This window comes from Sinobaca sp. SA16-1 (assembly GCF_059510515.1).
Window position 1 is genome coordinate 645,431 of record NZ_JCAKFL010000001.1, and the last position, 24,065, is coordinate 669,495.

30 protein-coding genes and 1 pseudogene are annotated in these 24,065 nt (G+C 41.9%); 12 read left to right on the plus strand and 19 right to left on the minus strand.

The window, feature by feature from the left end; all coding sequences use genetic code 11:
- Positions 1-128: 128 nt before the first annotated feature.
- Positions 129-317, minus strand: a pseudogene (locus tag AC5W2J_RS03130) (undecaprenyl-diphosphate phosphatase); the annotation flags it as partial.
- A gap of 417 nt (positions 318-734) precedes the next feature.
- Here AC5W2J_RS03130 and AC5W2J_RS03135 point away from each other — a divergent pair.
- From AC5W2J_RS03135 to AC5W2J_RS03150, 4 genes are all read left to right on the plus strand, one after another.
- The gene (locus AC5W2J_RS03135) at positions 735-1,544 is read left to right on the plus strand and encodes a TerC family protein (RefSeq protein WP_496058026.1); all 810 of its coding nucleotides are present in this window, start codon (positions 735-737) and stop codon (positions 1,542-1,544) included.
- 193 nt (positions 1,545-1,737) lie between these two features.
- Positions 1,738-1,896 (plus strand): hypothetical protein, encoded by a 159-nt coding sequence (locus tag AC5W2J_RS03140; protein ID WP_496058027.1) that lies wholly within the window; start codon positions 1,738-1,740, stop codon positions 1,894-1,896.
- 33 nt (positions 1,897-1,929) lie between these two features.
- Entirely contained in the window at positions 1,930-2,559 is a 630-nt protein-coding gene (locus tag AC5W2J_RS03145) for a DedA family protein (protein ID WP_496058028.1), read from the plus strand.
- 151 nt (positions 2,560-2,710) lie between these two features.
- Entirely contained in the window at positions 2,711-2,968 is a 258-nt protein-coding gene (locus AC5W2J_RS03150; protein WP_496058029.1) for a hypothetical protein, read from the plus strand.
- A gap of 313 nt (positions 2,969-3,281) precedes the next feature.
- Here the strand turns inward: AC5W2J_RS03150 and AC5W2J_RS03155 are convergent, their stop codons facing one another.
- On the minus strand, positions 3,282-4,460 hold the full coding sequence (locus AC5W2J_RS03155; RefSeq protein WP_496058030.1) for an AI-2E family transporter: 1,179 nt from the start codon (positions 4,458-4,460) through the stop codon (positions 3,282-3,284).
- Positions 4,461-5,086: 626 nt separating this feature from the next.
- Here AC5W2J_RS03155 and map point away from each other — a divergent pair.
- Entirely contained in the window at positions 5,087-5,827 is a 741-nt protein-coding gene (gene map / locus AC5W2J_RS03160; protein ID WP_496058031.1) for a type I methionyl aminopeptidase, read from the plus strand.
- Between the two features lie 75 nt (positions 5,828-5,902).
- On the opposite strand, the gene AC5W2J_RS03165 is transcribed toward map, so the two are convergent.
- The 7 genes from AC5W2J_RS03165 to AC5W2J_RS03195 all read right to left on the minus strand — a co-directional run bounded on the left by AC5W2J_RS03165 (position 5,903) and on the right by AC5W2J_RS03195 (position 9,781).
- Positions 5,903-6,232: an SdpI family protein gene (locus AC5W2J_RS03165; RefSeq protein WP_496058032.1), complete on the minus strand. Its 330-nt coding sequence runs from the start codon at positions 6,230-6,232 to the stop codon at positions 5,903-5,905.
- A gap of 41 nt (positions 6,233-6,273) precedes the next feature.
- A complete protein-coding gene (locus AC5W2J_RS03170) occupies positions 6,274-6,705 on the minus strand; it encodes a GNAT family N-acetyltransferase (protein WP_496058033.1) in 432 nt (143 codons plus the stop codon).
- 96 nt (positions 6,706-6,801) lie between these two features.
- Positions 6,802-7,443 carry a hypothetical protein gene (locus AC5W2J_RS03175; RefSeq protein WP_496058034.1) on the minus strand — a complete coding sequence of 214 codons (642 nt, stop codon included), beginning with the start codon at positions 7,441-7,443 and terminating at the stop codon, positions 6,802-6,804.
- A gap of 493 nt (positions 7,444-7,936) precedes the next feature.
- Positions 7,937-8,359 (minus strand): DUF3021 domain-containing protein, encoded by a 423-nt coding sequence (locus tag AC5W2J_RS03180; protein WP_496058035.1) that lies wholly within the window; start codon positions 8,357-8,359, stop codon positions 7,937-7,939.
- The gene (locus AC5W2J_RS03185; RefSeq protein WP_496058036.1) at positions 8,349-8,852 is read right to left on the minus strand and encodes a LytTR family DNA-binding domain-containing protein; all 504 of its coding nucleotides are present in this window, start codon (positions 8,850-8,852) and stop codon (positions 8,349-8,351) included. Before AC5W2J_RS03185 ends, AC5W2J_RS03180 begins: the two co-directional genes overlap by 11 nt.
- Positions 8,853-9,129: 277 nt before the next feature.
- On the minus strand, positions 9,130-9,456 hold the full coding sequence (locus AC5W2J_RS03190; protein ID WP_496058037.1) for a DUF1048 domain-containing protein: 327 nt from the start codon (positions 9,454-9,456) through the stop codon (positions 9,130-9,132).
- On the minus strand, positions 9,437-9,781 hold the full coding sequence (locus AC5W2J_RS03195; protein ID WP_496058038.1) for a PadR family transcriptional regulator: 345 nt from the start codon (positions 9,779-9,781) through the stop codon (positions 9,437-9,439). The genes AC5W2J_RS03190 and AC5W2J_RS03195 overlap by 20 nt, the downstream gene beginning before the upstream one ends.
- Before the next feature lie 248 nt (positions 9,782-10,029).
- Between AC5W2J_RS03195 and AC5W2J_RS03200 the strand changes: the two genes are divergently transcribed.
- A complete protein-coding gene (locus tag AC5W2J_RS03200) occupies positions 10,030-10,881 on the plus strand; it encodes an AraC family transcriptional regulator (RefSeq protein ID WP_496058039.1) in 852 nt (283 codons plus the stop codon).
- 110 nt (positions 10,882-10,991) lie between these two features.
- Here the strand turns inward: AC5W2J_RS03200 and AC5W2J_RS03205 are convergent, their stop codons facing one another.
- Together AC5W2J_RS03205 and AC5W2J_RS03210 are read right to left on the minus strand one after the other, a co-directional pair.
- Positions 10,992-11,210 carry a helix-turn-helix domain-containing protein gene (locus tag AC5W2J_RS03205; RefSeq protein ID WP_496058040.1) on the minus strand — a complete coding sequence of 73 codons (219 nt, stop codon included), beginning with the start codon at positions 11,208-11,210 and terminating at the stop codon, positions 10,992-10,994.
- A gap of 9 nt (positions 11,211-11,219) precedes the next feature.
- On the minus strand, positions 11,220-11,702 hold the full coding sequence (locus AC5W2J_RS03210) for a DUF2975 domain-containing protein (RefSeq protein ID WP_496058041.1): 483 nt from the start codon (positions 11,700-11,702) through the stop codon (positions 11,220-11,222).
- Between the two features lie 229 nt (positions 11,703-11,931).
- Between AC5W2J_RS03210 and AC5W2J_RS03215 the strand changes: the two genes are divergently transcribed.
- Positions 11,932-13,062 carry an NAD(P)/FAD-dependent oxidoreductase gene (locus AC5W2J_RS03215; RefSeq protein WP_496058042.1) on the plus strand — a complete coding sequence of 377 codons (1,131 nt, stop codon included), beginning with the start codon at positions 11,932-11,934 and terminating at the stop codon, positions 13,060-13,062.
- A 24-nt stretch (positions 13,063-13,086) separates the two neighbouring features.
- On the opposite strand, the gene AC5W2J_RS03220 is transcribed toward AC5W2J_RS03215, so the two are convergent.
- Together AC5W2J_RS03220 and AC5W2J_RS03225 are read right to left on the minus strand one after the other, a co-directional pair.
- The gene (locus AC5W2J_RS03220; protein WP_496058043.1) at positions 13,087-13,692 is read right to left on the minus strand and encodes a TetR/AcrR family transcriptional regulator; all 606 of its coding nucleotides are present in this window, start codon (positions 13,690-13,692) and stop codon (positions 13,087-13,089) included.
- A gap of 33 nt (positions 13,693-13,725) precedes the next feature.
- The gene (locus AC5W2J_RS03225) at positions 13,726-14,943 is read right to left on the minus strand and encodes an MFS transporter (RefSeq protein ID WP_496058044.1); all 1,218 of its coding nucleotides are present in this window, start codon (positions 14,941-14,943) and stop codon (positions 13,726-13,728) included.
- Positions 14,944-15,132: 189 nt separating this feature from the next.
- On the opposite strand from AC5W2J_RS03225, the gene AC5W2J_RS03230 reads away from it, so the two are divergent.
- Positions 15,133-17,145 carry a methyl-accepting chemotaxis protein gene (locus AC5W2J_RS03230; RefSeq protein ID WP_496058045.1) on the plus strand — a complete coding sequence of 671 codons (2,013 nt, stop codon included), beginning with the start codon at positions 15,133-15,135 and terminating at the stop codon, positions 17,143-17,145.
- A gap of 189 nt (positions 17,146-17,334) precedes the next feature.
- Here the strand turns inward: AC5W2J_RS03230 and AC5W2J_RS03235 are convergent, their stop codons facing one another.
- On the minus strand, positions 17,335-17,490 hold the full coding sequence (locus tag AC5W2J_RS03235) for a hypothetical protein (protein ID WP_496058046.1): 156 nt from the start codon (positions 17,488-17,490) through the stop codon (positions 17,335-17,337).
- A 647-nt stretch (positions 17,491-18,137) separates the two neighbouring features.
- On the opposite strand from AC5W2J_RS03235, the gene AC5W2J_RS03240 reads away from it, so the two are divergent.
- The 4 genes from AC5W2J_RS03240 (at position 18,138) to AC5W2J_RS03255 (ending at position 20,140) form a co-directional block, all read left to right on the plus strand.
- Positions 18,138-18,410 carry a hypothetical protein gene (locus AC5W2J_RS03240; RefSeq protein ID WP_496058047.1) on the plus strand — a complete coding sequence of 91 codons (273 nt, stop codon included), beginning with the start codon at positions 18,138-18,140 and terminating at the stop codon, positions 18,408-18,410.
- 331 nt (positions 18,411-18,741) lie between these two features.
- Entirely contained in the window at positions 18,742-19,032 is a 291-nt protein-coding gene (locus AC5W2J_RS03245) for a hypothetical protein (protein ID WP_496058048.1), read from the plus strand.
- A gap of 110 nt (positions 19,033-19,142) precedes the next feature.
- A complete protein-coding gene (locus AC5W2J_RS03250) occupies positions 19,143-19,613 on the plus strand; it encodes a hypothetical protein (RefSeq protein ID WP_496058049.1) in 471 nt (156 codons plus the stop codon).
- A gap of 68 nt (positions 19,614-19,681) precedes the next feature.
- Positions 19,682-20,140 (plus strand): hypothetical protein, encoded by a 459-nt coding sequence (locus AC5W2J_RS03255; protein ID WP_496058050.1) that lies wholly within the window; start codon positions 19,682-19,684, stop codon positions 20,138-20,140.
- Positions 20,141-20,428: 288 nt separating this feature from the next.
- On the opposite strand, the gene AC5W2J_RS03260 is transcribed toward AC5W2J_RS03255, so the two are convergent.
- From AC5W2J_RS03260 to AC5W2J_RS03280, 5 genes are all read right to left on the minus strand, one after another.
- Complete coding sequence (locus AC5W2J_RS03260) at positions 20,429-20,812, minus strand: VOC family protein (protein ID WP_496058051.1); 384 nt, start codon at positions 20,810-20,812, stop codon at positions 20,429-20,431.
- Between the two features lie 170 nt (positions 20,813-20,982).
- Positions 20,983-21,528, minus strand: coding sequence for a YceI family protein (locus tag AC5W2J_RS03265; protein WP_496058052.1), 546 nt, complete (start codon positions 21,526-21,528; stop codon positions 20,983-20,985).
- A gap of 402 nt (positions 21,529-21,930) precedes the next feature.
- Positions 21,931-22,332, minus strand: coding sequence for a DoxX family protein (locus AC5W2J_RS03270; RefSeq protein ID WP_496058053.1), 402 nt, complete (start codon positions 22,330-22,332; stop codon positions 21,931-21,933).
- A gap of 96 nt (positions 22,333-22,428) precedes the next feature.
- Positions 22,429-22,986, minus strand: coding sequence for an NADPH-dependent FMN reductase (locus AC5W2J_RS03275; protein WP_496058054.1), 558 nt, complete (start codon positions 22,984-22,986; stop codon positions 22,429-22,431).
- A gap of 12 nt (positions 22,987-22,998) precedes the next feature.
- On the minus strand, positions 22,999-24,057 hold the full coding sequence (locus tag AC5W2J_RS03280; RefSeq protein WP_496058055.1) for an LLM class flavin-dependent oxidoreductase: 1,059 nt from the start codon (positions 24,055-24,057) through the stop codon (positions 22,999-23,001).
- Positions 24,058-24,065 lie beyond the last annotated feature (8 nt).

The following is a 24,065-nucleotide window of genomic DNA, read 5'->3' on the forward strand; positions in this document are numbered from 1 at the left end:
TTTTTAATAATACATAAAACTAAATTTAAAAACAAGAAAACAAGTCATGCGCCGGTTTTCTTTTCATATGGCGCCATATTGGTATAGTACCACTAAATGGAGCAAATGTTTAAAGAAGTTCCTTTTCGAATAAGGCGATCTTTAAATACGATCACTACAGCCATAATAGAGCCCAGCTGGATAACGACTTTAAACGTATTTGCTACTTCCTGTGTAAAGAGTTCTGCTGACTGAAATAACATATTATCGATAATAATCATATGGCCTGTAGAAGAAATGGGCGCAAATTCTGTCCATCCCTCTACCATTCCAAACACAAAAGCAACGAACCATTCACCCTATGCCATCCTACTTTTCTAATGGAGTATAAATAATTACTGCTTATACAATGTATTAAAAAACCCAGCAATAAACAAGGAACTACTTATTATTATTCTCTTCTATCGAGCCTGAATAAAATAAGATTGACAAAGAGGCAATAGAAGGATACATTATAAGAAATAACTTGATATCCTTTGGAAAAAGGGGAGTAGCTTTTTCAATAAAATCGTCAGGACGGGAGCAATCCCCGGTTTTATTGGCAGCCTTGCGCTGTTAGCGAGACCTTTACCTATGAGACGGGTGAAGGCTTTTTTGTGCCTTCACCGCCTCAGCGGTGAAGGTTTTTTGTGTATCTGCGCAAAATTCATATCGCGTCAGGGTACCAGGTTTATCTTGAAAAGGAGAAGATAAACATGGAATTTAGTTTGCTGCTGGAATATGGATGGGTCCTTATCGTTTTGATACTTATTGAGGGAGTGCTGGCTGCTGATAATGCGCTCGTCCTCGCCGTGATGGTCAAAAAGCTGCCGCCGGAAAAGAGGAAAAAAGCGTTATTTTATGGACTGGCGGGGGCGTTTTTCTTTCGTGTTGCCTCTTTGTTCATTATATCGTTTCTCATTGACGTATGGCAGGTACAGGCCATCGGGGCTCTCTATCTCTTATTGATTGCGCTCCATCATATTATCCGAAAAGTCTGGTTCCATAAAGAAGGCGCGTTGGAAAAAAAGACGCCGGAACATGCCGAAAAGCCTGCAGGGTTCTGGCGTACCGTAGCAAAAGTGGAAGTAGCAGATATTGCCTTTGCGGTCGATTCCATTCTCGCCGCCGTCGCTTTGGCGGTGACACTGCCCCGGACCAACCTGCCCATAATAGGCGGAATGGACGGCGGGCAGTTTCTCGTTATTCTGACAGGCGGACTGATTGGCGTCGTGATTATGCGATTTGCAGCCGGCCGGTTTGTTACCCTGCTCGAAAAAAGACCAGGGCTGGAAATTGCCGCGTTTGCTATTGTCGGCTGGGTTGGGGTGAAGTTGATGGTTCATACCCTTTCCCATCCCGCTTTATCGGTACTGCCGGAACATTTTGCGGAATCCACTCTTTGGAAAACTTCGTTTTATATTGTGCTGATCGGTATTGCGGCAGCCGGGTGGATACTATCCAAAGATAAAAGAGTACCGCAGGAAACCGCGGCACCTATAGAAAGCTCTACCAGCTACAAATAAAGCACATCTACATGAATCAGACAGGAGGCGGATTACCCGTTTTTTTCTAAAGTATTGATCTGCTCTCCAGTGAATACAAAAAGCGTTCCAGCTGCCTGCCATATCTCCAGCCGTATTTGAAATAACACCGGCCCATCGGCAGCCCTGCGCGTAATTATAAATTGCCTTAGATTCTCTAAAGGGGGGGTCTTTCATGAAAAACCGGGAAAGGAATGGGGAGAGAGAAATGGCTAAAGGAGATTATCAGGCGGGAAAAGAAGCTTTAACCGTTATAGGAGTCGGATTAGGTTTGATGGTCGTGACTTTTGCCATCCTCCATTTTGTACTTGGGGTACCCTTTTTCCCATCCTAACGTGTAGCAATAGAGAATAAAGGAGAGACTGTGGTGGAAGAGTGGATTATCGATTTTATCGAACGATTTGGATACGGGGGCGTCTTTTTTCTTATTGCTTTGGAAAACATTTTCCCTCCGATTCCATCTGAAATCATTTTAACGTTTAGTGGTTTTATGACGACCACCTCCGCTCTTCATATCCCAGGCGTCGTGGTAGCTTCCACCTTGGGATCCGTTTTTGGAGCAATGATTCTTTATGGCATTGGCCGTTTAATCAACGTCGACCGGATGGAAATCTTTGTGGAAAAATACGGTCGCTATCTTCGGCTATCGAAAAAAGATGTTCAACGGGCCGATGCCTGGTTTGCAAAGTATGGCGTTTGGACGATCTTTTTTTGTCGCATGATTCCGTTGGTGCGAAGCTTGATTTCCATTCCGGCAGGGATGGCTAAAATGAACATTACTATTTTTCTTCTTTTTACGACAGCTGGGACCCTGATTTGGAACATTGTTTTAGTGAATCTAGGAGCCGCTGTGGGGGAATCATGGATAGATATTTTAGGGTTTTTGGATCTTTATTCGTCTATTGCTTACGTTGGTTTAGGCGTAGCCGCTTTGTGGGTCCTCCTCCTTTTCCTCAAACGGTTTCAAAAAAACGGAAAAAAAGAACACATAAAATAGGTGAGTTACAAATAGCCCAATGGCCCTTGCTCCATTTAATTCGATGGTTTTATTCGATTAAACGACATTGTCTGTACTAGTAGGTTGCATAAAAAAACAAATAAAATTTATATTTTCGAAATAATTTAAAAGGACAGGAGGGATACCAAACATGAATTTATTTAACACAAAGGATAAAAAGCTGAATTCTAACACCATAACACGTGTAGCGTCAGGTATAGCTATACTTTTACTACTTGGCAGTTTGTATTTAATTCTGTTTAACTCTACGATATTATTTATCGGGATAGTGGGCTATGTGGTTCTATTGTTACTTATAGTCCTTCTTTTATTATATGTGGTTAGTTTAATTACAGGAGAGCTTTTTGCAGATTATGTTATGAGAAAGCGCAAAAATGATCGAATGTAAAATGAAAAACCCTCTTTTCTGTAAATGACGGGAAGCATACGTTGAGACACTATAAAACACCTGCAACCTGATAGTGAACTGTGCTATGTCCCGTAAGATGGAAAGAATATTAAAGTGTGTTAGAGAGAATCCTGATATGAGAGCCGCAGCTATGAGGCCGTATTCGAAAATAGTTCTATCGATAATGCATCACATAAAAAAAATTAGAATCTAACTAGTTTATTCCCCCACCCTCTCCAAAAAGTGTGGGGGGATTTTTTTCTCTAATGTCTTTTCTGATAAGAGGATGATAGCCATTTGCTGTGAATAAAATTTATTTACCCGATGTTAAATCGTCGTGGTTGTAGTTAATATCATATTGATTATCTGGAGAAGCATACTGATTAAAACGAAGTTGCAGTAATTGAAAGAGATGAATCACGATAACTTTCAAAATAGCATACGATGGAATCGCTAAAATAACGCCAAGCACACCAAACAAATGCGCCGCGCTCAACAAAATAAAAATAACCGTAACGGGGTGAATGCGCAGCCGTTTCCCCATAATTTGCGGAGAAATGAATTTCCCTTCCAATAACTGGACAACCGTCCAAACAATAATTAATTTAACTACCATAAAGGGAGAAGTCACCACCGCAATGATGAAAGCTGGAGTAATCGCAATGGCCGGCCCTAAATAAGGAACAATAGCTGTCACACTAGCTATTGCCGCTAAAAGAAGAGCATAATCCAACCCTATAATGAGAAAGCCAATATACATGCTCACCCCAATACATAAACTAACAAGCAGTTGACCGAGAATATACGAACCAATTTGGTGATCAATATCGTGGATAATTTTAGCCGCGTCTCCCCTTATTTTGGGCGGAAACAACCGCAACAGAGCTTGAGGAAATCGCTCCCCCTCTTTAAGTAAATAAAATAAAATAAACGGCAATGTGATAATTGCTACCACGATAGTTGTCACCTGAGCCACCACAGCAGCTAATCCAGAGAAGGTTTCCCCCGCATAACTAGATATAGTAGAGGGAAGATCGGTTACAAAGGAATCGATACTGGAAGACATACTCGCGTACATGTCTTGAAAAATGGAATGCTGCAACCACCTATCCATCCCCGTACCCATCTCCGCTATGTAATCTGGGAACGCTTGAGACAGCTCGATTATTTGGCGTTCTAAAAAAGGGACTATCGCTGCTATCAGTACAACAATGGACCCAATTAATAAACAGAGAATAATCAATATACTGATGAGACGTTTTACTCCTCTCTTCTCTAAAAAGGTCACAATAGGACGTAATAAGTAATATGCCACTACAGCCAAAATCAATGGCAGGGCTATGGTTTCGATAATCACCATAAAGGGATGAAAGATAAATGAAATATGAGAGTAGACCCAAATAATGACACCAATAAACAAAAGTAAACCTAGGGTGTACACTAGGTTTTTTCCGCCTAAGAATTGAAAATATCGTGAAGGTTGATTGGACATTATGTTCTCCCTCTATATTAGTTTGCTTGTTTAAAAATAGGCTGGTATACAGTTAAAACAGCCACGTTGTAAAAAGGCTGTTTTTTCTATAGTAAAAGGAAGTATAGTGCACGTATATCCTTTCTCGTTTTTGTATAAACCTTATTTTAATACCCTTTTAAACAGATGCTATCTATAGAAGAAACATCATCCTTTAATACCAACAGTACCTCATTATATTTTTGAATACGTGGGGATCGAATTTACGGACTATATTATTGGAAAAGCCAATAAGCCAAACGAAATTAGTCATGATCCGCATGCGCTAACAAAAGCACAAGTATGGAACAAAGAGATGAAATACTCTATTTCTACGTAAAAAGCTTCAGCCTTTTGCAGGAAAGGCTGAAGCTTTTTATTAGCATTTATTTGTCTTTTATCTGGTTGTATCCCATCCAAATATCTACATCCCAATAAAAATATTTTCCTATTATTTAGCGGCTTTGTTTTTCAGGAAGGCATAGGATGAAGCAATACGGCATGATATACTATACAACTACACACATTTAATGCATAGATACATAGTATTATTTCCTAATGTAAATGACATAATAACGATAAAATACGATTAGAAGTGAGGATTTACGATGATTGCAAAGACAGAAGAGGACTTTACAGGATTAAAAGAAATTGGTGCCATTTGCGGAGGAATCCGGGATACATTAGTTCAGGCCGTTAAACCGGGCATCACGACGAAAGAACTTGATGATATGGCAGGAGAGCTGTTTAAAAAAGCAGGCGCTGTCTCTGCTCCAAAAGGAGAATACGACTTTCCCGGCTATACGTGCATCAGCGTGAATGAAGAAGTCGCACACGGAATTCCGGGAAAACGCACCATTCATGAAGGCGACCTGGTCAATATTGATGTGTCCGGATCAAAAAATGGTTATTTCGCTGACACCGGTATTTCTTTTGTTGTTGGAAAGAGTGAGCCGATTTTACAGGAAATATGTGACGTGGCTAAAGAGGCATTCGAGGCCGGTCTTCAAAAAGCAAAGCCAGGTTCCAGGAAAAGCGGACTCGGAAAAGCAGCACATAATGTCGCCAGGAGGAATGACCTGACAGTTATCAAAAACCTTACCGGGCACGGGGTGGGACGCTCCATTCACGAAGCACCGGAGAATATTCTCAATTATTACTCCCGCCGGGACGATGAAATTTTAAAAGACGGCATGGTCCTTGCTTTTGAACCATTTATTTCTACATTTGAAGAGGAAGTGTTCCAGTCCGACGATGGCTGGACCTTTCTCACCGAAGAAAGCTTTGTAGCTCAATACGAACACACGATTATTCTTACGAAAGATGGTCCGATTATTACTACACAGTAAACACGCTCACACTACAAGTTTTATTCAAAAAAGCATCCACCTTTTACCAAGGGCGGATGTTTTTTCTGTTGTTTACTACAGGTTTCTAGCGTATAGATAACTTTCAATGACTGGTATTAGTATAATGACAGGACTCAAACTAAACAGCAGTTCATACGGAGACTCCAGCGACGGAACAAATAACAGCATCACTCCCGCTGCCAATAAAGGAACGGACCAGATTATCATTCGTTTGCCGCCGTATTTATTAATCCGAAACCATTTGTCATTTGATTCATAGGATTGCGGAAATTTCACTCCATATAAGCTGTTCATATTTACTTTTTCTTTATATAAAGGAATAGCTAATGCCATAAACAGACAGGCTGATCCTATATTTATCAGGGCGTAGAATATATTCTCCATAGGACACCTCCCCGTATTTCGGCCTTTTGCTGTTTACCTATTTATACTGCTGTCCATTCCATTACAAGCTCTGCTTCCCCCGTTTCTTCATCTATCTGCTCTTCTTTGATTATAAAATCATTTCTCAAGTAAAATTGAACCGCCTGGTGATTTTTCTTATAGACTTTTAATTGTATGTGTCTGTATCGTTCTTTAACAAAATCCAGCAGCTCTCTTCCATAGCCCTTCCCCTGATGCTTTATATCAATAAAGAACGCAGCCAGACAGCTGTCCACCATGGAAACAAAGCCTATGATCTCTGCGTCCCTGCATATAACATAGTTTTCAGCCATCGGAAGATATGTATTTTTCATTGGCTCCCGTTGAGACGTCCAATAGGCATGGTCAATAAAATGATGGGCGTCTAATGATCCTTCATGCCATATCGCTACCAACTCATCTATTTCTGTTTCTTTACTTGTTCTTATGTTCATATCATTTACCTTTCCATTGAAAATAGTTCTGCATCCTTTAACCGCTGGGAACGAATATAAGCATTCCAATGTAAATCTGCCGCTGTCGAATGTTCTTCACATCATGGAAGAACCGAACATTATCAGTATGGTAAAGAGAATCAGTAACCCATAATAAGCGGTGTAACGAAAAAACTGCTGATTTAAATACTGAAAAATCTCCCGTACTGTGGTATCTGTTGTAAATAGTCCGCTTTTTTCCACTATCATTTTCGAATACGTATTTTGTATTCTATATTGAATCACTTCTATTACAAAACGGATAATCATATAATAGAGAAACGAAGAGACAAACCATGAATAACTATGGAGATCCCCTATTGACCAGGTGCCGATCCTTATGGAATGCTCCGTCATAATAATAGGCATTGCAAGAAATAAAAGGAAGTATAAATAATCCATCCCATTCAGCAGCATTCTTAGAAATGCGGACAGCCGTCCCGGAAAAATGGAGACATACATTCCTCCCAGCATTTTCGTAACGCGCCCATATTCTTCCATTCTGCGGCTTCGCTTTATATCTTCTGATATTTTATAACGGAGAGGAGGATTTCCCATTACAAAACTCCATGGATAGCTGAAAGATAGGCGGTTTTTCTTTGCTGTCTCCTTCGGCTTTATCCGAATATAAGGGTAATCTATAAATGAATCCATAGAGGATTCAAAATAAGCGCCTACAGTTAAAGGCTTTTCATTCATAAAGTCTAACGTATCCACATCATATCGTCTGTTTTTCAGCGAAAGCTGAGTATACCGCTGATATTTCCGAGGCCCTCGGTATCCAAAATAGATAATAAAGATATAAAAAAAGATTGCCGCTACCCATATGTAGTTCTCTTCCATAACGTTCCTCCAGATTCATGTAGCAGTTCTTTATAGTTTTATACCACCACTTTTTTTCTTAAAAATTCAGTACCCAGTAAATATTAATTATATTTCCTTAAAATGGATAAAACAATATGTCATACCTATTATTTTCATATAGATATATCAACTAAAATAAATTCTCGTCAGGAGATAACTGCTTATTCCACATGCACTATGTTGGCAGAATATAAAAAGATCAATCATAGACGCGCCTGCAGTCATGATCGATCTTTTTACCCTTTTATTCAATAAAGGCAGCCTTTTCTATAAGCAGGGTGCCTTATGCAGAGGCTAAGTGGCATGAAAATACTCAAACGTCCATCACTTACCCAAACCTTGTTCCTTTTTTTATAGAGTCATTCATCTGCTGCTCCAGCCGTTTAAAGTACATATAGAAAATGATCCAGTTCAGTACATACGACCCGGTGAAAATTCCCAGTCCGATTAATAAGGCCTGTGGCTCTAATGGAACCCAGCCAGTCAAAAATGTGAATACCGGAAAAAGGACAACAAGAGATACGCTGAAGTGTACAACGGTCTGTTTAAGTGCACTCCAGGAATCGATGTAAAATAAGAGAGCCGCAACACTAAAGAAAGCACCGGTGATCATACTTCCAAGTAAGTGCATTCTCACATCTGCTACTGGAACGTCTATAGACTGCTGCACAACTATTGTTAAGGCAATAAACGTCACAAGCGCTGCTATTCCAAGGCCGCCGAATATTCTAATAGTAATGTCATGAATCATGTCTATCACCTCCATTAACAAGCTGTTCTTTTAGTATGTGCACATATTTTCTCGTTACGTATTCTTTTGTGCCGGACTTAAAATACACACATAAGTTTCCATTGAAGGATAGTTCAAATCGGTCCATTTGGTTTATGTTTCCAATCACTGACTTAGAAAACCGGATAAATCCATACGGTGCAAGAAGTTCCTCCAACTCATACAGCTTCTGCTTCATTTCCAATGATTTTTCATGAACCATGGCAAACACTTTCCTCTTTTCGGCAAAAACAAAATCAATTTCTTTTGGCTCAAGCAAAATAGAATGGTCTTCTTCGACCGCAACGATCCGTTTTGTAAGTATGTTCTCACGTCCATTGGATTTCTCAGGATCCTGGGCATGATCTTCAAGCAGCTGCATCACCGCTCCTACCTCCTTTGTCCATTCTTTTACCTGTATCATAATCACCGGGTCGCCCTCATACTGAGGATCAATATCGATTTTGATTTTCATGGCTTCTCCTTTCTTTTTTCCATTATGCTGCCTTTTACAAAAGAAAAAGTGCTTCTTTGCATGACATACATCATTTGTTACATAAAAGGCAAGCTGACAAACATAAGATGAACTCCCTGTACTTGATATGTATTGCTGCTTCTTTCTGTTATTTAAATATCTCTCTAATAATACAATAAACACCTCCAGTCATCGTATAAAATACAAACGATCGTTTGGAGGTGTTTTTTTCTTAAAAACTATATAACGTTTATTAGATGATTTATATAAGAAATTACTATTTTATAGAGTTTCTTAGTTCATTTCTCGATTTATCCATCCATGTTTCTTCCGGATATTCCACCAGGATCGCGTCGGCAAATCCGGCTATGTCGTTTCCGACAACTTCGTTTACGCTTAATCCATCGCTTACACTGCTTTCAAACAGGTCCAGAATATTTTTTAAAATGAGAAACATCCCCGCCCCTTTGGCATAATGCCACATGTACTTCTCGACTGCCTTCATTGCATGCCTGTATTCTTCCGGCAGTTCGTTCACTCTTTTTTGATACGCACGATAATCTCTTTTATCCTGTCTCATCTTTTTAAATTTTTGTGCTAACATCTTGTTTCCCCTCCTTTATTTCTGTCATTTTTTCTTCAAGAAAGGCCCATCTCTTCCAAAAGTCATTCAACTTTTCCATGCCCTGCTCATTCAGCGTGTAGAACTTCCTGGCCGGACCAAGCTCGGATTTCTTCTTTTCGATTTCCACCAATCCTTTTTTCTCCAGCCGGACAAGAATCGTATAGACCGTTCCTTCAACAATATCTTCAAAGCCCAGTTCATTCAGGTACCGGGTAATTTCATACCCGTATGTTTCGCCTCCTTGAATTTTCTGCAGCACAACACCTTCCAGGACGCCCTTAAACATTTCCGTTAGATCTTTCATAGATCCTCCTTTAAAACGATTATCCTTATCTACTCTGTACTACTTAGTACAACTATATAATAATACTTAGTAGTGGAACAGTCAAGCGGTTTGTCTGCCCTTTTTTAAGGATTCCAAACAGGATTTTACCGTGTTCCGAAGAATAGTAAATGAAGAACCTGCTTGCTGAAATACTGTCCGGACAGCGCATAAAATGACAGGACTGCTCGTTACGTTATACCTTATTATGTAATTAAGGGGTGGGGCATATGACGTTGGTGGAATCATTGCAGAAGGCAATCGATTATATGGAAACACATCTACTGGAGCATATAACGATTGAAGCCATATCCAAACAGGCACATGTATCTCCTTTTCACTTTCAGCGTTTGTTTATGATTTTGACAGAGACGTCCGTCGGCGAATACCTCAGGCACCGCCGCCTTACCCTTGCCGCACAGGAGCTGTCCAACTCAGATAACAAAATTATTGATATTGCCTATAAATATGGCTATGACACTCCTGAAGCTTTTTCAAAAGCTTTCCGGAAACAGCACGGTGTCAGCCCAACCGAAGCACGAAAAGGAATCGGAAAGCTGAATTCCTATAACCGCCTGACGATTCAGGTGAATTTGAAAGGAGCCGAACCGATGAACTATCAGATTGTGGAAAAAGAAGCGTTTCATGTCGTGGGAATCAAAAAGGAATGTCCGTGTGGCGAAGAAGCCACGGGAATTGCGGAATTCTGGGGACAGGTTACTTCGGATGGGACAATCGGAAAACTCGTTGATTTAATGAACAGCGAGACGAAAGGCCTGCTGGGGCTTACGGATAACTATGACGAAGAAAAGAATACGATTGATTACTGGATTGCAGTGGAACATATCGGTGAACCACCAGCCGATTTAAATCGGTTGGACCTCCCCAAAACCAAATGGGTGGTTTTTGAGGTGCACGGCCCTGCTCCAACTGCCATGCCGGAAGTGTGGAAACAAATCTACAGCGAGTGGATCCCGTCGAATGGGTATGAAATAGCTGATGTGCCGGCCATCGAAGCTTACACTGACCCTGATCCTTACAGTGCCGAATCCTCCAACCAGATATGGCTGGCTGTGAAGTAGATGATATCGTTCGATCACTATTCCTTCAGCATATAAAAAAATCGAGTACGAACGCTTTCCGCGTTTTGCTCGATTTTTGTCGTCTATTACGCAGAGGAACATTTTTACTTTCACTCTGCCGCTTCGTCTTTTTTATACTCCAGAATATCGCCCGGCTGGCATTCCAATGCTTCACAAATGGCCTCTAACGTAGTTAATCGAATCGCTCTGGCTTTCCCGTTTTTTAAAATCGAAAGGTTTGCCATGGTGATTCCTACTCTGTTTGAGAGCTCGGTTACACTCATTTTTCTTCTTGCCAACATTATATCGATATTAATTATGATAGCCATGTTTCCACCTCATACGACTAAGTCATTTTCTGATTTTATTTCAAATGCATTTTGAAAAAGCTTCTGCAGAACCGCAGCAAAAACAGTAATTACCATTGAAGCAAAAACCATGATCATTCCGATAACGATAATACCCGGGGCATCATCCCGCTCCCCCAGCAGGTAGAAGAGCGGCATGCCTGCCACATATAATAAACTAATGATCAGGGCGCAGTATTTTATTTTCTTCAAAGCACGAATAGAGAGTTCTGAAAAAGCCTGATTTTTATCAATATGGCTTAACAGTTTGAAAGCCTGATAAAGCGCAAAATAAAAAGGAATTGCCGTTGCATATAAATCAAGATAAACAAAATAGCTGATAAACGTCATTTCTGGATACAGGTAGGCTGCAAATCCAGCTATCTCCGGAACCAAAAATATGCATAAAGCAAGTACTGGAAGCCCCATCAAAATAACAGCTGCTTTTAAAAACAGCGTCGAGCCCTTTTTCATTAAGCACACCTCACTTCTATTATTTGTCTTCATTTTATCAGATAATATATCGAAATACGATATATATTTATTATTTAATAATAAATAATATTGATTCTGCTTCCTCTTTCGTAACACTTCCCTTCCTGCAGGCAGATAAATTGCTCCCCGCTTCTTTCCGCCTCTACAATAAAGATATATTTCGTTACTCCCGCTTTAAGATGGTTTGTCCAGAAAAGGAGTGAGGCAGATGATTGATTTTTTAATTATTGGAGGCGGTATCATTGGCACGGCTCTCGCACGTGAGCTTTCCCACTGCCGGGGACAGACGGTTGTTTTGGAAAAGGGGCGGACGCTCTCCGGGGTTCAGTCGACTCACAACAGCGCCCTTGTCCATCCCCCTGCTATGATGCCCCCTTATAAGGGAAAATTAAAGTCGGCACTTGGCGTAAAAGGAAGCCTCCTTCACCAGACCCTGGCAGAACGCTTTAACGTTCCCGTGTTTCATAACGGCGCGATTGCTACAGCAAGGACGGAGGAAGAGCTCGAGGAACTGCGCCGGCTGAAACGTCAGAGCGAAGCCGAAGGCATTCATACGATCACGCTCTGGAGCAGGGACGAAATGCTGGAGCGGGAACCGAACCTTCACAAAGCGCTTAAAGGCGGACTGTATATGCCGGAAGCCATGAGTGCCGATACTTCTATGCTGACCGAAAGACTGGCATCAAACGCCCGTCGCAACGGCGCGGCGATTTATACGAATACCGAAGTGACAGCCCTAAAAAAATCCGGCACTGGGTTCGAAGTCGAAACGAAAGCAGGAGCTGTTTTTCAAAGCAGGTTTGTCATCAATGCCGCTGGTGCCGCCGCCGGTTTGATAGCCGGCATGATAGAAGACGAAGTACCTTTTGAACCGATATCCAGACGCGGCGAATACGTCGTGCTCGGAAAACAGGCCGCCGGCTTTATCACACATATTATCTATCCACCGCCGACAAGCCGGACCAAAGGTGTTCTGATCATTCCGCAGCCGGACGGAACGATCCGCCTCGGGCCAACCGATACACAACAAAAAAGCTTCCATACCTCTCTTCCGACAAAAGAAGGAATCCATCAAATTCGAAACGAGGTCAACCTGCTTGCAGAAGAGATTCCCTATGACCTTGAGGAGCGCTACTATTCAGGCATCCGCTCGAGCATCACCGATCCGGACTTTTATATCCGGCCGTCCAAAAAGCATCCGCGGCTGATTCACCTGGCTGGTCTGGACTCTCCTGGAGTGACCGCCTCTCCTGCCATCGCCTCCTACGTCATAACGGATATTCTCCAACAAGTTGAACCTATGGAACGAAAAATAGAGCCGGACTTGTTTGGTTATTAAATAAAAAAAAGCTGATTTCTGTAATCAGCTTTTTCTTTCATGAGAGAAATCAGCCCGGACGCCTCTCCAGAATACTTCCCAGACGAGCTTCGAGCGCTCTTTCATCTTCTTATTATCGTATAGACGCATTTCGTTGGCCAACCCATCAATTAAGGCAAAAAATGCATTGTATATATGATCGTTGGACAGCTCCGTATCAATTTCCCCACGCTTTTTCCCATCGTTCCACACGTCTTCAAGTGCTGAAGATAACGAAGCATCCGCCTGCCTGTACTGCTCTAGAATAGATTCCTGCAGCCCGGCCGGCGGGTAATGAACAAAACGATAATAAAAACGGGTGCTGATTTCATTATCCTTGTTAATCGAATGGATAAAAAAAAGATCCTGCAGCTGTTCTTTTACCGACTGCCCTCTCTCCTCGGCAATACGGTTTTGCACGAACTGTAAATAGCCTTCTATTTCATTTTCGAATATATCAAGAAATAATGCTTCTTTATTCTCGTAATGAGCGTATAAAGATGGCTTTTTAATACCTACCCGATTGGCAATCTCAGACATCGTTGTCGTTTTATACCCATTGGAAGCAAAACACTGTGTGCCTGCCTGGATGATTTTTTCTTTTGTACGCATGGATGTTCTCCTTTTATCTGTGATTTTTCTCGTTTACGGCACAATCTGCTGAAACGCTTTTGCTTTAAATAATATCGTGATGGCAATCACCATGCCCGCTGCTCCAAATCCCAATAAAATAAACTGGACTGGAATTCCTGCTGTAGTCAGTACACTAACGATAGCATAAGCGATTGGATCGAATCCATTCATAGCAAGGAATACAAGGCTCATCACCCGCCCTGTCATCCGGTTCTCCGTCATTTCCTGAGCCGCCGTAAAAAACGGAATAAATACAAAAGCCATCGCAAATCCGATGAAGAATAAAATAATAGTCAACACTGTTAAACTCTGTACAAAACCGAAAATCAGGTAAAACACTAAAGCCGCTATCAGACCGTACAAAATCGCCCGGCCTTTTTTTGCAATCATATAATTGCCAAGGATAACAGTACCGGTGACCATTCCGAGGCCAAGGCTTACTTCCATATAACTTAGATTTAACGGACTGCCGCCATAGGCATCCACCAGCAAAGGGATCGCTATATGAAGGGTGCCGAACACAAAGAAATTCAGCGTAACCAGAATAATAAGGCCAAGCAGTAAAAAGGTAGAGCCGTATACATAGACAAAACCTTCTTTAAAATTCTGAAACGGCGTCTGCTTCACCGTGTTTTCCACCGGGCCTTCCTTTATAAACGGCGGGAAAATGATCAGCGCCGAAAGAGCCACCAGTATGGCGGCGGTAAAGTAGCTGGCAGTAACCGAGGACGTTTCCATAATGATTCCCGCTATAATCGGACCGGCTATAAAAGAAATCTGGTCCACCCCCTGGAAATAAGCATTGGCCTGCTGCAGCTGATGCCTCTCTACTATTTTAGGGAGCATCGATGTACTGGCCGGTCCAAAAAATGCATCCAGCATGCCAAATACCCCTGCCAGCAGCAGAAGCAGGACAATCGTCATCGTATCGTTCCATATGAACCATGTAATCCCAAGCAAAAGAAACGCCTGTATCAAATTTGTGCTGAACATGATCGTTGTTTTTTTATAATTATCCGCGACTACGCCTCCGTACGTCATCATCACAAGGCGGGGCACACTGATGACAATCAGAACCAGCCCGAGTGTAGAAGCAGAATCAAGTTCTGTAATGACATACCAGGTCGTGGTCGTTAAAAACATACTAAACCCCGTTACCGCCATAATACTGGCAATAAATAATAGAATAAATGTGATGTTCCGTGTGACGGGAACGTTTTTACCAGTCATTTTAATGCTCCTCTTTAATAAAGTAATAATTAAAACCTAACGTTAGGTAGGCAGTAAACTATACTAAATCATTAAAGGGTTGCTTGCAAGAAAAACATAGCCCCTGTAACGAATCAGCGAATTATTCTTGAATGTATGGAGCGTTCTTCCGATATAAATATAGTAATAAAAGCCGAGAGGAAGAAGCTTATGAAATGGTCGATACGCACCAAACTGCTTAGTTTTATCCCTATTATGATGGTAGTCGTTCTGTTGATCACCGGCATCAGCTATAGTTTTGCCAAAGGAGAAATAGAAACCCAGATCAGAGATCGTCTTGCCCACCAGGCCGGTGAAACAGCCGGCAGTATAGAACAGCAGCTTACAGAGCACCAGCGCATCGGGGAAACCCTTGCCGAAATGGTTGGGGAGGAAGGCACGGAATTTGCCCAGGCCGATTACGAGGCGCTGCAGGAACGCCTTGTTCAATTAAATGAAGCAACGTTTGGCATCGGCGTCTGGTTTGAACCGTTTGCTTATGACGCGGATACCGAATACTTCGGTCCTTACAGCTATGAAGATGGAGACGGCGTCGTATTTACCGATGAATATGAAACGGCAGAATACGACTACCCCTCTCATGAGTGGTATACAGCTGGCGCAGAAACAGGAGAAGCTTCCTGGACAGCTCCTTATTTTGATGAAGCCCTTGATACGTTTCTAGTTACCACAAGCACCCCGTTTTACGAACCGGATGGCACATTTGCAGGTGTTGTTTCAGGTGATATGGACGCCGGCGAAATTCAGCAGATGGCAGAAGACATCGAAGTCGGCGATAACGGCTGGGCGTTTCTAATGGATGAAACCGGAGCCTTTCTTGCCCATCCTGAGGCCTCTTCCCTGGAAGAAGATCCTGTGCTGGAAGGGATCAGCGCATCTTTTGAAGACAGCGGAACTGCGTCAGCCTCCTTCCCGGAGGGAGACGCTGTCGTCTCTTATGTGCCGCTCGAGCAGAATGGCTGGACGCTGGGCCTCGTGCTGCCGGAATCAGAAGTATATGCCGGTGTAAATGCGCTTCTTCGAGACGTAGCGATTGCTGCCGGCATTCTGATGCTGCTTACCGCAGCTGCGGTTTTCTTTATAGCCGGTCGGATTACCAAACCTATCCGCGCGCTTAATGATGAGGTTAAGCACGTGGCAGCAGGAGATTTATCTCGTCAGATTGTAGTAAAGACACAAGATGAAACGGGCGAACTGACAACCAGCTTTAACGTAATGGTGACAAACCTGCGGGAGCTCGTCGAATCTGTGCGCCAGTCTGTTCATACGTCCGCAGATGCCGTGTCACAGCTAAGCTCTGTTTCGGAAGAAACAATGGCCTCCAGCGAAGAAATCACGCGTGCCATTCAAGAAGTGGCGAACGGAGCAACAAATGCCGCGGCTTCTGCCGAAAATTCCTCACGGAAGACGACAGACCTTTCTGAACAGCTTACCGCGATGGCAGCCTTTACCTCTTCATTAAACCAACAGGCTCTGAAAGTCGAGGAAACAAATAAAGCCGGCAGCGAACAGACTTCTTTTCTTCAGGAAAAGGCAGAACAAACAGATAGAATGATTGGCCGCGTCGAAGATATGGTACAAAATCTATCGGATCAGATGAGTGAGATTTCCTCTATTGTAGGAACGATTGCATCCATTTCCGAACAAACAAACCTGCTTGCGCTCAATGCTTCGATTGAAGCCGCACGTGCCGGGGAACACGGCCGCGGGTTTGCGGTAGTGGCCGATGAAGTTCGCAAACTTGCAGAACAAACATCCGGCGCCACCAAGCATATCCGCGTTTCAATGGAAGACATCCAGGAAAAAACAACAAAAGCCTCTGCTGAAATGGCAGATGCAAGAAAATTGTCTACCGAGCAGTTTGAGATTACAGAAACGACGGTCTCTTCATTTGATGAAATAGCCGCCCGGAATACAGAAATGAGTACGCTCGTTTCCCAAGTGAGTGAAAGTATTAAGAGCATAGAAAAGAATAAAGAAGACGTTGTCTCTTCCATCGCAGAAATCGCTGCCGTTGTAGAAGAGAGCGCAGCCACTTCAGAAGAAGTGAGCGCCTCCGTCGAGGAACAGTTAACAGCGCTTCAAACCGTGGCCTATTCAGCAGAAGAGCTGAATGCTTCAAGTGAAAAGCTGAAACTGCAAATTGAACGATTTACATCCTAAAAACAACGAATCAGGCTGGTGAGAAAGTTACTCTCACCAGCCTGATTCGTTGTTTTCTTTTACTTTTCCTCTGATATTTTCTTTACTCCATTATTGCGGTAATAGTTTTAATAGCATAGGAAGTCCAAATGCAAAACTTTTCTTTTCATCACCCTCCACACCATCGGTATAAATAAAAAAAGCCCCTCGTTAGGAGCACGATTGGGGCTTTTCGCGGCGGTCGACAAAATGAATCTTAATCAGATCCATCAGGGCGAATCGAATATAGACACGATACTGGTCGGAGGTAAGCCACTCCGTGTGCGTATCGAAAAAAATGTTATCGGTGTACGTAAGATGAATCATTTTTCACCCCCCTTTAGGTGTTAATGCACCCAGCATAACATAGAGAGAAAAGATCAAATAAGATAGAATCAGTGTAAATAATGAGTCTTTTGACACGGTAACATCAGATCGACACCTGAGTCAATAGTCTTTTTGAATGAGGGGAAATAGACGAAGATCGACTGATAATATGGGAATAATAGCTGATACAAGTCGGGCAGTTCCCGCTGATAACAAAACGGCGAAACAAGTGTTTTCCCGATGGAACATAGCAGATTCCTTTGTTCTGACCTGCTTTTTATTACGAATAGCTATTTTCCATAACAGTAAAAGATAAGTTGAGAAGAACAAATTAAAACATTTGATACGATCTCCTCCTTTACCACCTTCTTTAACGGCATCATTCGAGCTACTGCGAAGTTAAAACCGTTTTTTTGTAATCCTTTCAAAAATATAGGGCAGCCGATCTCCTTTATTTTATAAACTATCCGACAGAGAATCCTTCTTACCTTAACCCAATCTAAATGCTACTAATCACCCATTTATATACTTTTACTGTAAATAAAAGGGTTAATACTTTCTATGTCGAAATGGTTTCATATAACGAATAATAAAACTAATAATTCGTCACTATATAGATATATTAATATAACAAAAGAGGTGAGCTGATGAAGCTGGACGAAAGGGAAAGAAATCAAGCCGAATTGTGTTTAAAGTCACTAGATCAATTAACCAGCTCGAATATTTCTACCATGTTAAAACAGCCGGACATTAATATTTGGGTTTATTTAAATTCTATTCAACAGGAAAATTTAAAAGACAGTATTGATTATCTACGGGACCAGGACCTTATTTTAGTGACGCAGGTAAAATCTTACGAATGGGGCGGCACGTATTTAAATATTGCTTCCACCAGCAAGCTGAATAACTTTTATAAATAAGCTGTTTTTAAGGCAGCCAAATTTCACTAAAGATACTATTAATGGCCGGTTTTTTCACTGTATATAGAAAAATAAGATTACGTGATATTGTAAGAAAATTTAAAATATACACTTAAACTGAAAATTGATTTAAAAACAATCAAAAACCAGGATATTCTCCTATACTAAGCCTTTTTTAGGTGATTTTATTCCAGAAAAACCATTCCTTTTCTTGAATTTTGTGGAATATCTGGTTGACAAAACTCTAATGTAACCTATAATTCGTTATATAATATATATAAATGAATTACATGTTTTATAGAGAACGATAAATCGGAGTGTGATGGTATGAATGAACTTAACGAATAACACATTTATTAACCTAATCTATATTCCCAGTCAAACGAGCGACACAGAAGAATTATTCGCAGATACGTTACTAGCCCTTAAACGTTCAGTCCATACGGACACCGATATCGAACATTGGAACGGATTTGAGCTCGGCGAAGAGTTTCAGCTGGGTCCTTATAAAGTAAAAGTGGTCGCTATTGTACCCACTCACATTTCTTCTATGGCAGAGTACGACAGTGCATCTGCTGATCATGTATCTTACTATGTCATGCCCTTAACAGGCATTCAATAGAACCAGGCGCTTTCGCGTTTCAAACAAACTAAATCCCCCTACATTCAACTAGTTCCCGCCCTCCCACCCCACTATTTCGTTGCATTCATGTAGAGAAAAGAGGAATTTTCGTGGCAAATGAATTTCACTTCGCTGTGTATGAATCACTATCAGCTGAACTGGATCCGACCTTTCATACCGTGGATAATATATTCAAAGCAGCTCAATGGAATGAAGAAATAACGATTTTACTCCCTTTTTATATGTATTGTTTTCATCCATCTGTATGGAAAATGTATTCAAAATGTTCAGATTATTATTATGTTCATCATTTAAATAAGGCGATGGTTTCTGCCCTTGAGCTTTTTTCTATGGAAGCCGACCAGGAAATGAAAAACTTCTTTTTACAGGCTTCTGCTGATCATGAACCTGTTGATCCAAGTAATTTATCCGTCTCCCTTCGGGCTGCGGCCCTTTGGTATAAACACCAGGCCCTGCAGAAAAGAGCTGCTTTTCTAACATCCAACCGGCCTGTTAGTGAAAACGTATACTTTCAGGTTATCACTAATATGATTCAACAAAATAAACAAAATTTAGTATAGCGATATAATTGTATTATGACATCCTTACGTTTCATGCATAAGGAATTCTACTCAGAAAGGAAGTCATCATGAAATACTCGATGCGTTATGCCGTGTACGAAGAAATGATCGCTGCCCTAAAGCGCCCTCCCAGGGGAGTGGAGGATATGCTGCTCCATGCGTCTTATAATGCCAAAGTCGCTGGTGTTGCCCCCTTTTACGGGTTCTATCTTTATCCACATGAGTGGCTCCAACAGTCGTTGGAAAGCGAAAGTACCCTACTGGCCGAATTAAACCTCGCCATGGCCATTGCGCTGGATGCCCCGACCTTGGAAGCGGATCCCAAAATGGCTTTATACTTCTCTCTTATCGCCTCTCATGCCAAACAACATGTCTGTGAGCACAGCCTCCCCGTAGCGTTTAAAACCACGATGCTTTTTCAGAAATATGTATACCTTCATCATAAAGTGGAACTGCTTTCCAAAGATGAATCATTTTCGATGAGAAAGTACAGGAACCTGTTGAAAAAAGCTATTGACCTTACTTAATCTAACCTGATACCGTCCCACTGATAAGCACAGCTTACATCAGGTTGATCTGATTTTAAGGCATAGTATTTCGCTTATCAGCCTATTTAAAACTGAATATTCTCTCTTTAAACCATTTAATTTAAATCAGCTGAAAATAATATTACATTTAATGTTTATTTTTACAAATAAAGGGTATACTATAACTACCTCTACCCTTCGCCCCCTTAATAAGGAAACTCTGTTTGGGCATCGCTTTTCCTTATGGAAAAGCGACTTTTTTCTGCTCCATTAAGAATCCCGAAAAATCTACTGCTCTACTATTTGAATAAGGTTACCGCACGTATCGTCGAAAACCGCTATGGTGATCTCCCCCATAGTGGTCGGCTCCATCGTAAACGTTACGCCTTTTTTCACTAACTGCTCGTATTCTTTATAAATATCCTCCACCCCAAACATCGTTACCGGGATACCATCAGAAAACAACTTACTTTGATATTCCCTGGCAGCCGGATGGTTGTTTGGTTCAAGCAGCAGCTCCGTACCATCCTTTTCGCCCGGTGACACAAGCGTAACCCATCTGAATTCTCCTGCCGGCACATCCTGCTTTTTTATAAATCCCAAAACGTCTGAATAAAAAGCTAACGCTTTCTCCTGATCCTGAACAAAAATACTGGTCACAATGATTTTCATATTGTTTCTGCCTCCTTTGATTTTTACGACAACTGAATTGAAAAGATATCCTGTATACTTCTTTTTTTCTCCAGAATATTCCTTGTCTGCATAAGTCATCTACATAAAAATGCGAAAACGCCGTCTTTCTGCTCTTAGCGAGCAGAAAGACGGCGTTTGTATGACATGATCTATTTACTTTCTTCTTGTTTGTGGAGTTCCAGTTCAATATTCACTTTTACGTCTTCACCAACAAGTACTCCGCCCGTTTCCACTGCGGCGTTCCATGTTAAACCGAATTCTTTACGGTTAATTGTCGTGTGGCCATTTACACCAGCCACTATATTTCCACTCATCGGGTCTTTGCTCTGTCCTTCGAATGTCGTATCGACCGTAATTTCTTTTGTTGTTCCCCGAATAGTAAGATCACCGGTAACCTCGTATTGATTATCACTTTTCTTTTTAAAGTTTTTAGCCGTAAATGTAAGCTTCGGATGATTTTCGACATCAAAGAAGTCTGATGAACGCAGATGATTATCCCGTTTCTCTTCGCGGGTATTCACGCTGGCAGCCTCAATTTCCATTTCCACTTCAGCATCCTCCAAATTTTCCGGGTCCAGCTTTATCGTGGAATCAAACTTTTCAAATGTACCTTTCACCTTGGATATCATCATGTGTTTTACTGAAAAACCAATTTCGCTGTGGACAGGATCGATGGACCAAACCGTTTTTGCCATATAAATACCCTCCCAGAAAAGTTTAGTTTAGATGTTTAAAATGACACGCATGGCACAAATGCTGAGCTTCTAAATCTGCTTTTTCAGCTTAATCTATTTCCGCTTTATATGCGTCTCTAAATTAAACACCTCCTTATAAACGTCAGACTATGTTTTTATTATATTACCGTTTACGAAATAAATACATTTATTTTTATAAGGAAAAGAACAGCTGTCTGCTATTTGGCACTTCCTCTCTTTTAACAAAAATGATGCTCGCGCAGGATGGGAGTTTGGTCTTTAAGTGTGAGTGCGATATGATTTCTGACGTTAATAACGTAAAAGATTGTGGATTTACAGAAAAATCAATAATAAAAGAGCCGTCGAAGAGACATCCTCACTTGAAGGCTTTCCTTGTGCATATTATAAAAACGCTAAAGCATCCAACGACACAGATCCAGGACCCATTAGGGCGACTCCAAGCGCAACGGCGATTAGTACTACATTGTATTCGATGCCGCCCTTATCAGAAAACAGGCCGTTTTTCCGGGTGACGGTAACGATAGCCACAATCATCGGCACAATGATGAGAATAGCTGCCAGAGGAGTAAAGAGACCTAATATAAATAATATCCCTCCGACCAATTCACCAAGTCCGGCTAATAAAGCCATCGGCTTACCTGGTTTGATTCCAATCTGTTCAAAAAATGCCCCGGTCCCTTCAGGGCCGCCGCCTCCGAACCATCCAAATGCTTTCTGTGCTCCATGAGCCGTAAAATATAAACCAACTACTACTCTTATAATTAATAGACCAACCGCTTCCATTACAAATTCCTCCTTTTTATTATATTACTATTTTTTATTTATACAAAAACCAATATAAAAAAGCCGAACGCATTCGGCTTTTTTCATCCCCGTGCACTAAAAATCATATTGATTTTCTTTTATTTGTTCAAAAGTCTGTGCCAGAACAACCGTATCTTCCGCTAAACGGTCCAGACGGTCCAAAACATCCGTATTAATAATTTCTTTTTGGTGAAAGTCCCTTTCTTCAATAAAGACATACGTCTGTACGATCTGGGCTTTCATATAGGAAAGGATCGGCTTGAGCTGCAGGTCTGCGACTAAATAATGCTTGGGAGACCCTGCAGTTATGAGCATCCCTACTGTTTTATCCCGAAATGCATCCACCGGCAGAAGATCAAAGACATTTTTGAGTGCTCCCGGCAGGGAGGCCTGAAAGACAGGCATCCCTATAATAATAGCGTCTGCTTCCATCAGTTCTTTCGTCACGTGTCCGGTATCTCCGCCATAATCAAGATAGTTGCGGCCATCACTGAACTGCATATCATAATCCGCCAGATCAAGGATAGATGTTTCTATTTCAGGATACTTTTCATTTACTTTTTTGACTGCTTTATTCATAGCTGTTCTCGTTTTCGAACCTACCGGCGAGCCCGACAATCCAATTAGTTTCATATGTTAGTCTCCTTATTTCTTTGCCGTATATTTTTTAACTGCCGGCAGAATTGTATCACCAATCAGTTCAATATTTTTTCTTATTTTCTCCATCGGCATGCCGCCAAAATCAATTTGGGCCACATAGCGCTGATGCCCGAATACTTCATGTTGATGCAGGATTTTTTCGATGATCTCCTGTGGGCTTCCGGTGTTCATAATATTATGCGGCTCTGCCCCCTGGGCAAACAGCTGCTTTGGAAAACCTCCGCCGTTCGTGCGTTTCATGCCTTCGTTAATATGCGGATACAAGTCTTTCAGCGCCTGCTGTGTCGTTTCAGCTGCATAGAAAAAACCGGCTGTCGCTACCGGAAGCTGTGCCGGATCGTGCCCGCCTGCCCGGGCTGCATCCCTGTAGGCATCAATGGTTTGTTTAAAACGGTCCGATGAGCCCCCTAAATGGGCCATAAACATCGGCACCCCGGCATAGCCTGCTTTCATCGCACTGGCCGGCGTTCCGCCAACGGCCCGCCAGATCGGAAGCGTCCCGCCCACTGGACGGGGCAGCACTTTGGCATTTTTTAGAGAGGCCCGGAATTCTCCTTCCCAGTTAACGTTTTCCTGTTCATTAATCTGGCGGAGCAGATCAAATTTTTCTTCATACAATGCTTCATAGTCCTGGACATTATAACCAAGCAGATCAAACAGGCCGATTCGGGAAGCGCGGCCTGCTACAATCTCGGTACGTCCTTTGGAAATCAGATCCACTGTCGCGAAATTCTCGTATACCCTGACTGGGTCGGACGTGCTGATTATCGTCGAAGAGCTGCCGATTTTTATTTTATTTGTCGCCTGGGCGATGGCAGAAAGAACGACCGCATGCGCCTGGGTTGCGAAGTATTCCTGATGGCTTTCCCCGACGCTGAAGAAATCGAGCCCCGCCTGTTCAGCAAGCGTTGCGTATTCAATTAATTCATGAATCCGTTCCTGCGCTGATATTCTCTGCCCCGTGTGTGGGTCGGGAAGGTGATCTCCCAATGTATAAATGCCAAATTCCAATCCATTTTCCGGATGAATGCGATATTGTTCCATGAATGTAA

What these genes read in the sequence shown, in the direction of transcription:
- AC5W2J_RS03135 (WP_496058026.1), top strand. Translation starts at nt 735, where the DNA reads ATGGAATTTAGTTTGCTGCTGGAATATGGATGGGTCCTTATCGTTTTG.
- AC5W2J_RS03170 (WP_496058033.1), bottom strand. Translation starts at nt 6,705, where the DNA reads ATGAACATAAGAACAAGTAAAGAAACAGAAATAGATGAGTTGGTAGCG.
- map (WP_496058031.1), top strand. Translation starts at nt 5,087, where the DNA reads ATGATTGCAAAGACAGAAGAGGACTTTACAGGATTAAAAGAAATTGGT.
- AC5W2J_RS03155 (WP_496058030.1), bottom strand. Translation starts at nt 4,460, where the DNA reads ATGTCCAATCAACCTTCACGATATTTTCAATTCTTAGGCGGAAAAAAC.
- AC5W2J_RS03200 (WP_496058039.1), top strand. Translation starts at nt 10,030, where the DNA reads ATGACGTTGGTGGAATCATTGCAGAAGGCAATCGATTATATGGAAACA.
- AC5W2J_RS03225 (WP_496058044.1), bottom strand. Translation starts at nt 14,943, where the DNA reads ATGACTGGTAAAAACGTTCCCGTCACACGGAACATCACATTTATTCTA.
- AC5W2J_RS03210 (WP_496058041.1), bottom strand. Translation starts at nt 11,702, where the DNA reads ATGAAAAAGGGCTCGACGCTGTTTTTAAAAGCAGCTGTTATTTTGATG.
- AC5W2J_RS03255 (WP_496058050.1), top strand. Translation starts at nt 19,682, where the DNA reads ATGAAATACTCGATGCGTTATGCCGTGTACGAAGAAATGATCGCTGCC.
- AC5W2J_RS03260 (WP_496058051.1), bottom strand. Translation starts at nt 20,812, where the DNA reads ATGAAAATCATTGTGACCAGTATTTTTGTTCAGGATCAGGAGAAAGCG.
- AC5W2J_RS03245 (WP_496058048.1), top strand. Translation starts at nt 18,742, where the DNA reads ATGAACTTAACGAATAACACATTTATTAACCTAATCTATATTCCCAGT.
- AC5W2J_RS03235 (WP_496058046.1), bottom strand. Translation starts at nt 17,490, where the DNA reads ATGATTCATCTTACGTACACCGATAACATTTTTTTCGATACGCACACG.
- AC5W2J_RS03190 (WP_496058037.1), bottom strand. Translation starts at nt 9,456, where the DNA reads ATGTTAGCACAAAAATTTAAAAAGATGAGACAGGATAAAAGAGATTAT.
- AC5W2J_RS03185 (WP_496058036.1), bottom strand. Translation starts at nt 8,852, where the DNA reads ATGAAAATCAAAATCGATATTGATCCTCAGTATGAGGGCGACCCGGTG.
- AC5W2J_RS03205 (WP_496058040.1), bottom strand. Translation starts at nt 11,210, where the DNA reads ATGGCTATCATAATTAATATCGATATAATGTTGGCAAGAAGAAAAATG.
- AC5W2J_RS03175 (WP_496058034.1), bottom strand. Translation starts at nt 7,443, where the DNA reads ATGAATGAAAAGCCTTTAACTGTAGGCGCTTATTTTGAATCCTCTATG.
- AC5W2J_RS03280 (WP_496058055.1), bottom strand. Translation starts at nt 24,057, where the DNA reads ATGGAACAATATCGCATTCATCCGGAAAATGGATTGGAATTTGGCATT.
- AC5W2J_RS03150 (WP_496058029.1), top strand. Translation starts at nt 2,711, where the DNA reads ATGAATTTATTTAACACAAAGGATAAAAAGCTGAATTCTAACACCATA.
- AC5W2J_RS03265 (WP_496058052.1), bottom strand. Translation starts at nt 21,528, where the DNA reads ATGGCAAAAACGGTTTGGTCCATCGATCCTGTCCACAGCGAAATTGGT.
- AC5W2J_RS03240 (WP_496058047.1), top strand. Translation starts at nt 18,138, where the DNA reads ATGAAGCTGGACGAAAGGGAAAGAAATCAAGCCGAATTGTGTTTAAAG.
- AC5W2J_RS03215 (WP_496058042.1), top strand. Translation starts at nt 11,932, where the DNA reads ATGATTGATTTTTTAATTATTGGAGGCGGTATCATTGGCACGGCTCTC.
- AC5W2J_RS03270 (WP_496058053.1), bottom strand. Translation starts at nt 22,332, where the DNA reads ATGGAAGCGGTTGGTCTATTAATTATAAGAGTAGTAGTTGGTTTATAT.
- AC5W2J_RS03220 (WP_496058043.1), bottom strand. Translation starts at nt 13,692, where the DNA reads ATGCGTACAAAAGAAAAAATCATCCAGGCAGGCACACAGTGTTTTGCT.
- AC5W2J_RS03165 (WP_496058032.1), bottom strand. Translation starts at nt 6,232, where the DNA reads ATGGAGAATATATTCTACGCCCTGATAAATATAGGATCAGCCTGTCTG.
- AC5W2J_RS03180 (WP_496058035.1), bottom strand. Translation starts at nt 8,359, where the DNA reads ATGATTCATGACATTACTATTAGAATATTCGGCGGCCTTGGAATAGCA.
- AC5W2J_RS03140 (WP_496058027.1), top strand. Translation starts at nt 1,738, where the DNA reads ATGAAAAACCGGGAAAGGAATGGGGAGAGAGAAATGGCTAAAGGAGAT.
- AC5W2J_RS03230 (WP_496058045.1), top strand. Translation starts at nt 15,133, where the DNA reads ATGAAATGGTCGATACGCACCAAACTGCTTAGTTTTATCCCTATTATG.
- AC5W2J_RS03195 (WP_496058038.1), bottom strand. Translation starts at nt 9,781, where the DNA reads ATGAAAGATCTAACGGAAATGTTTAAGGGCGTCCTGGAAGGTGTTGTG.
- AC5W2J_RS03275 (WP_496058054.1), bottom strand. Translation starts at nt 22,986, where the DNA reads ATGAAACTAATTGGATTGTCGGGCTCGCCGGTAGGTTCGAAAACGAGA.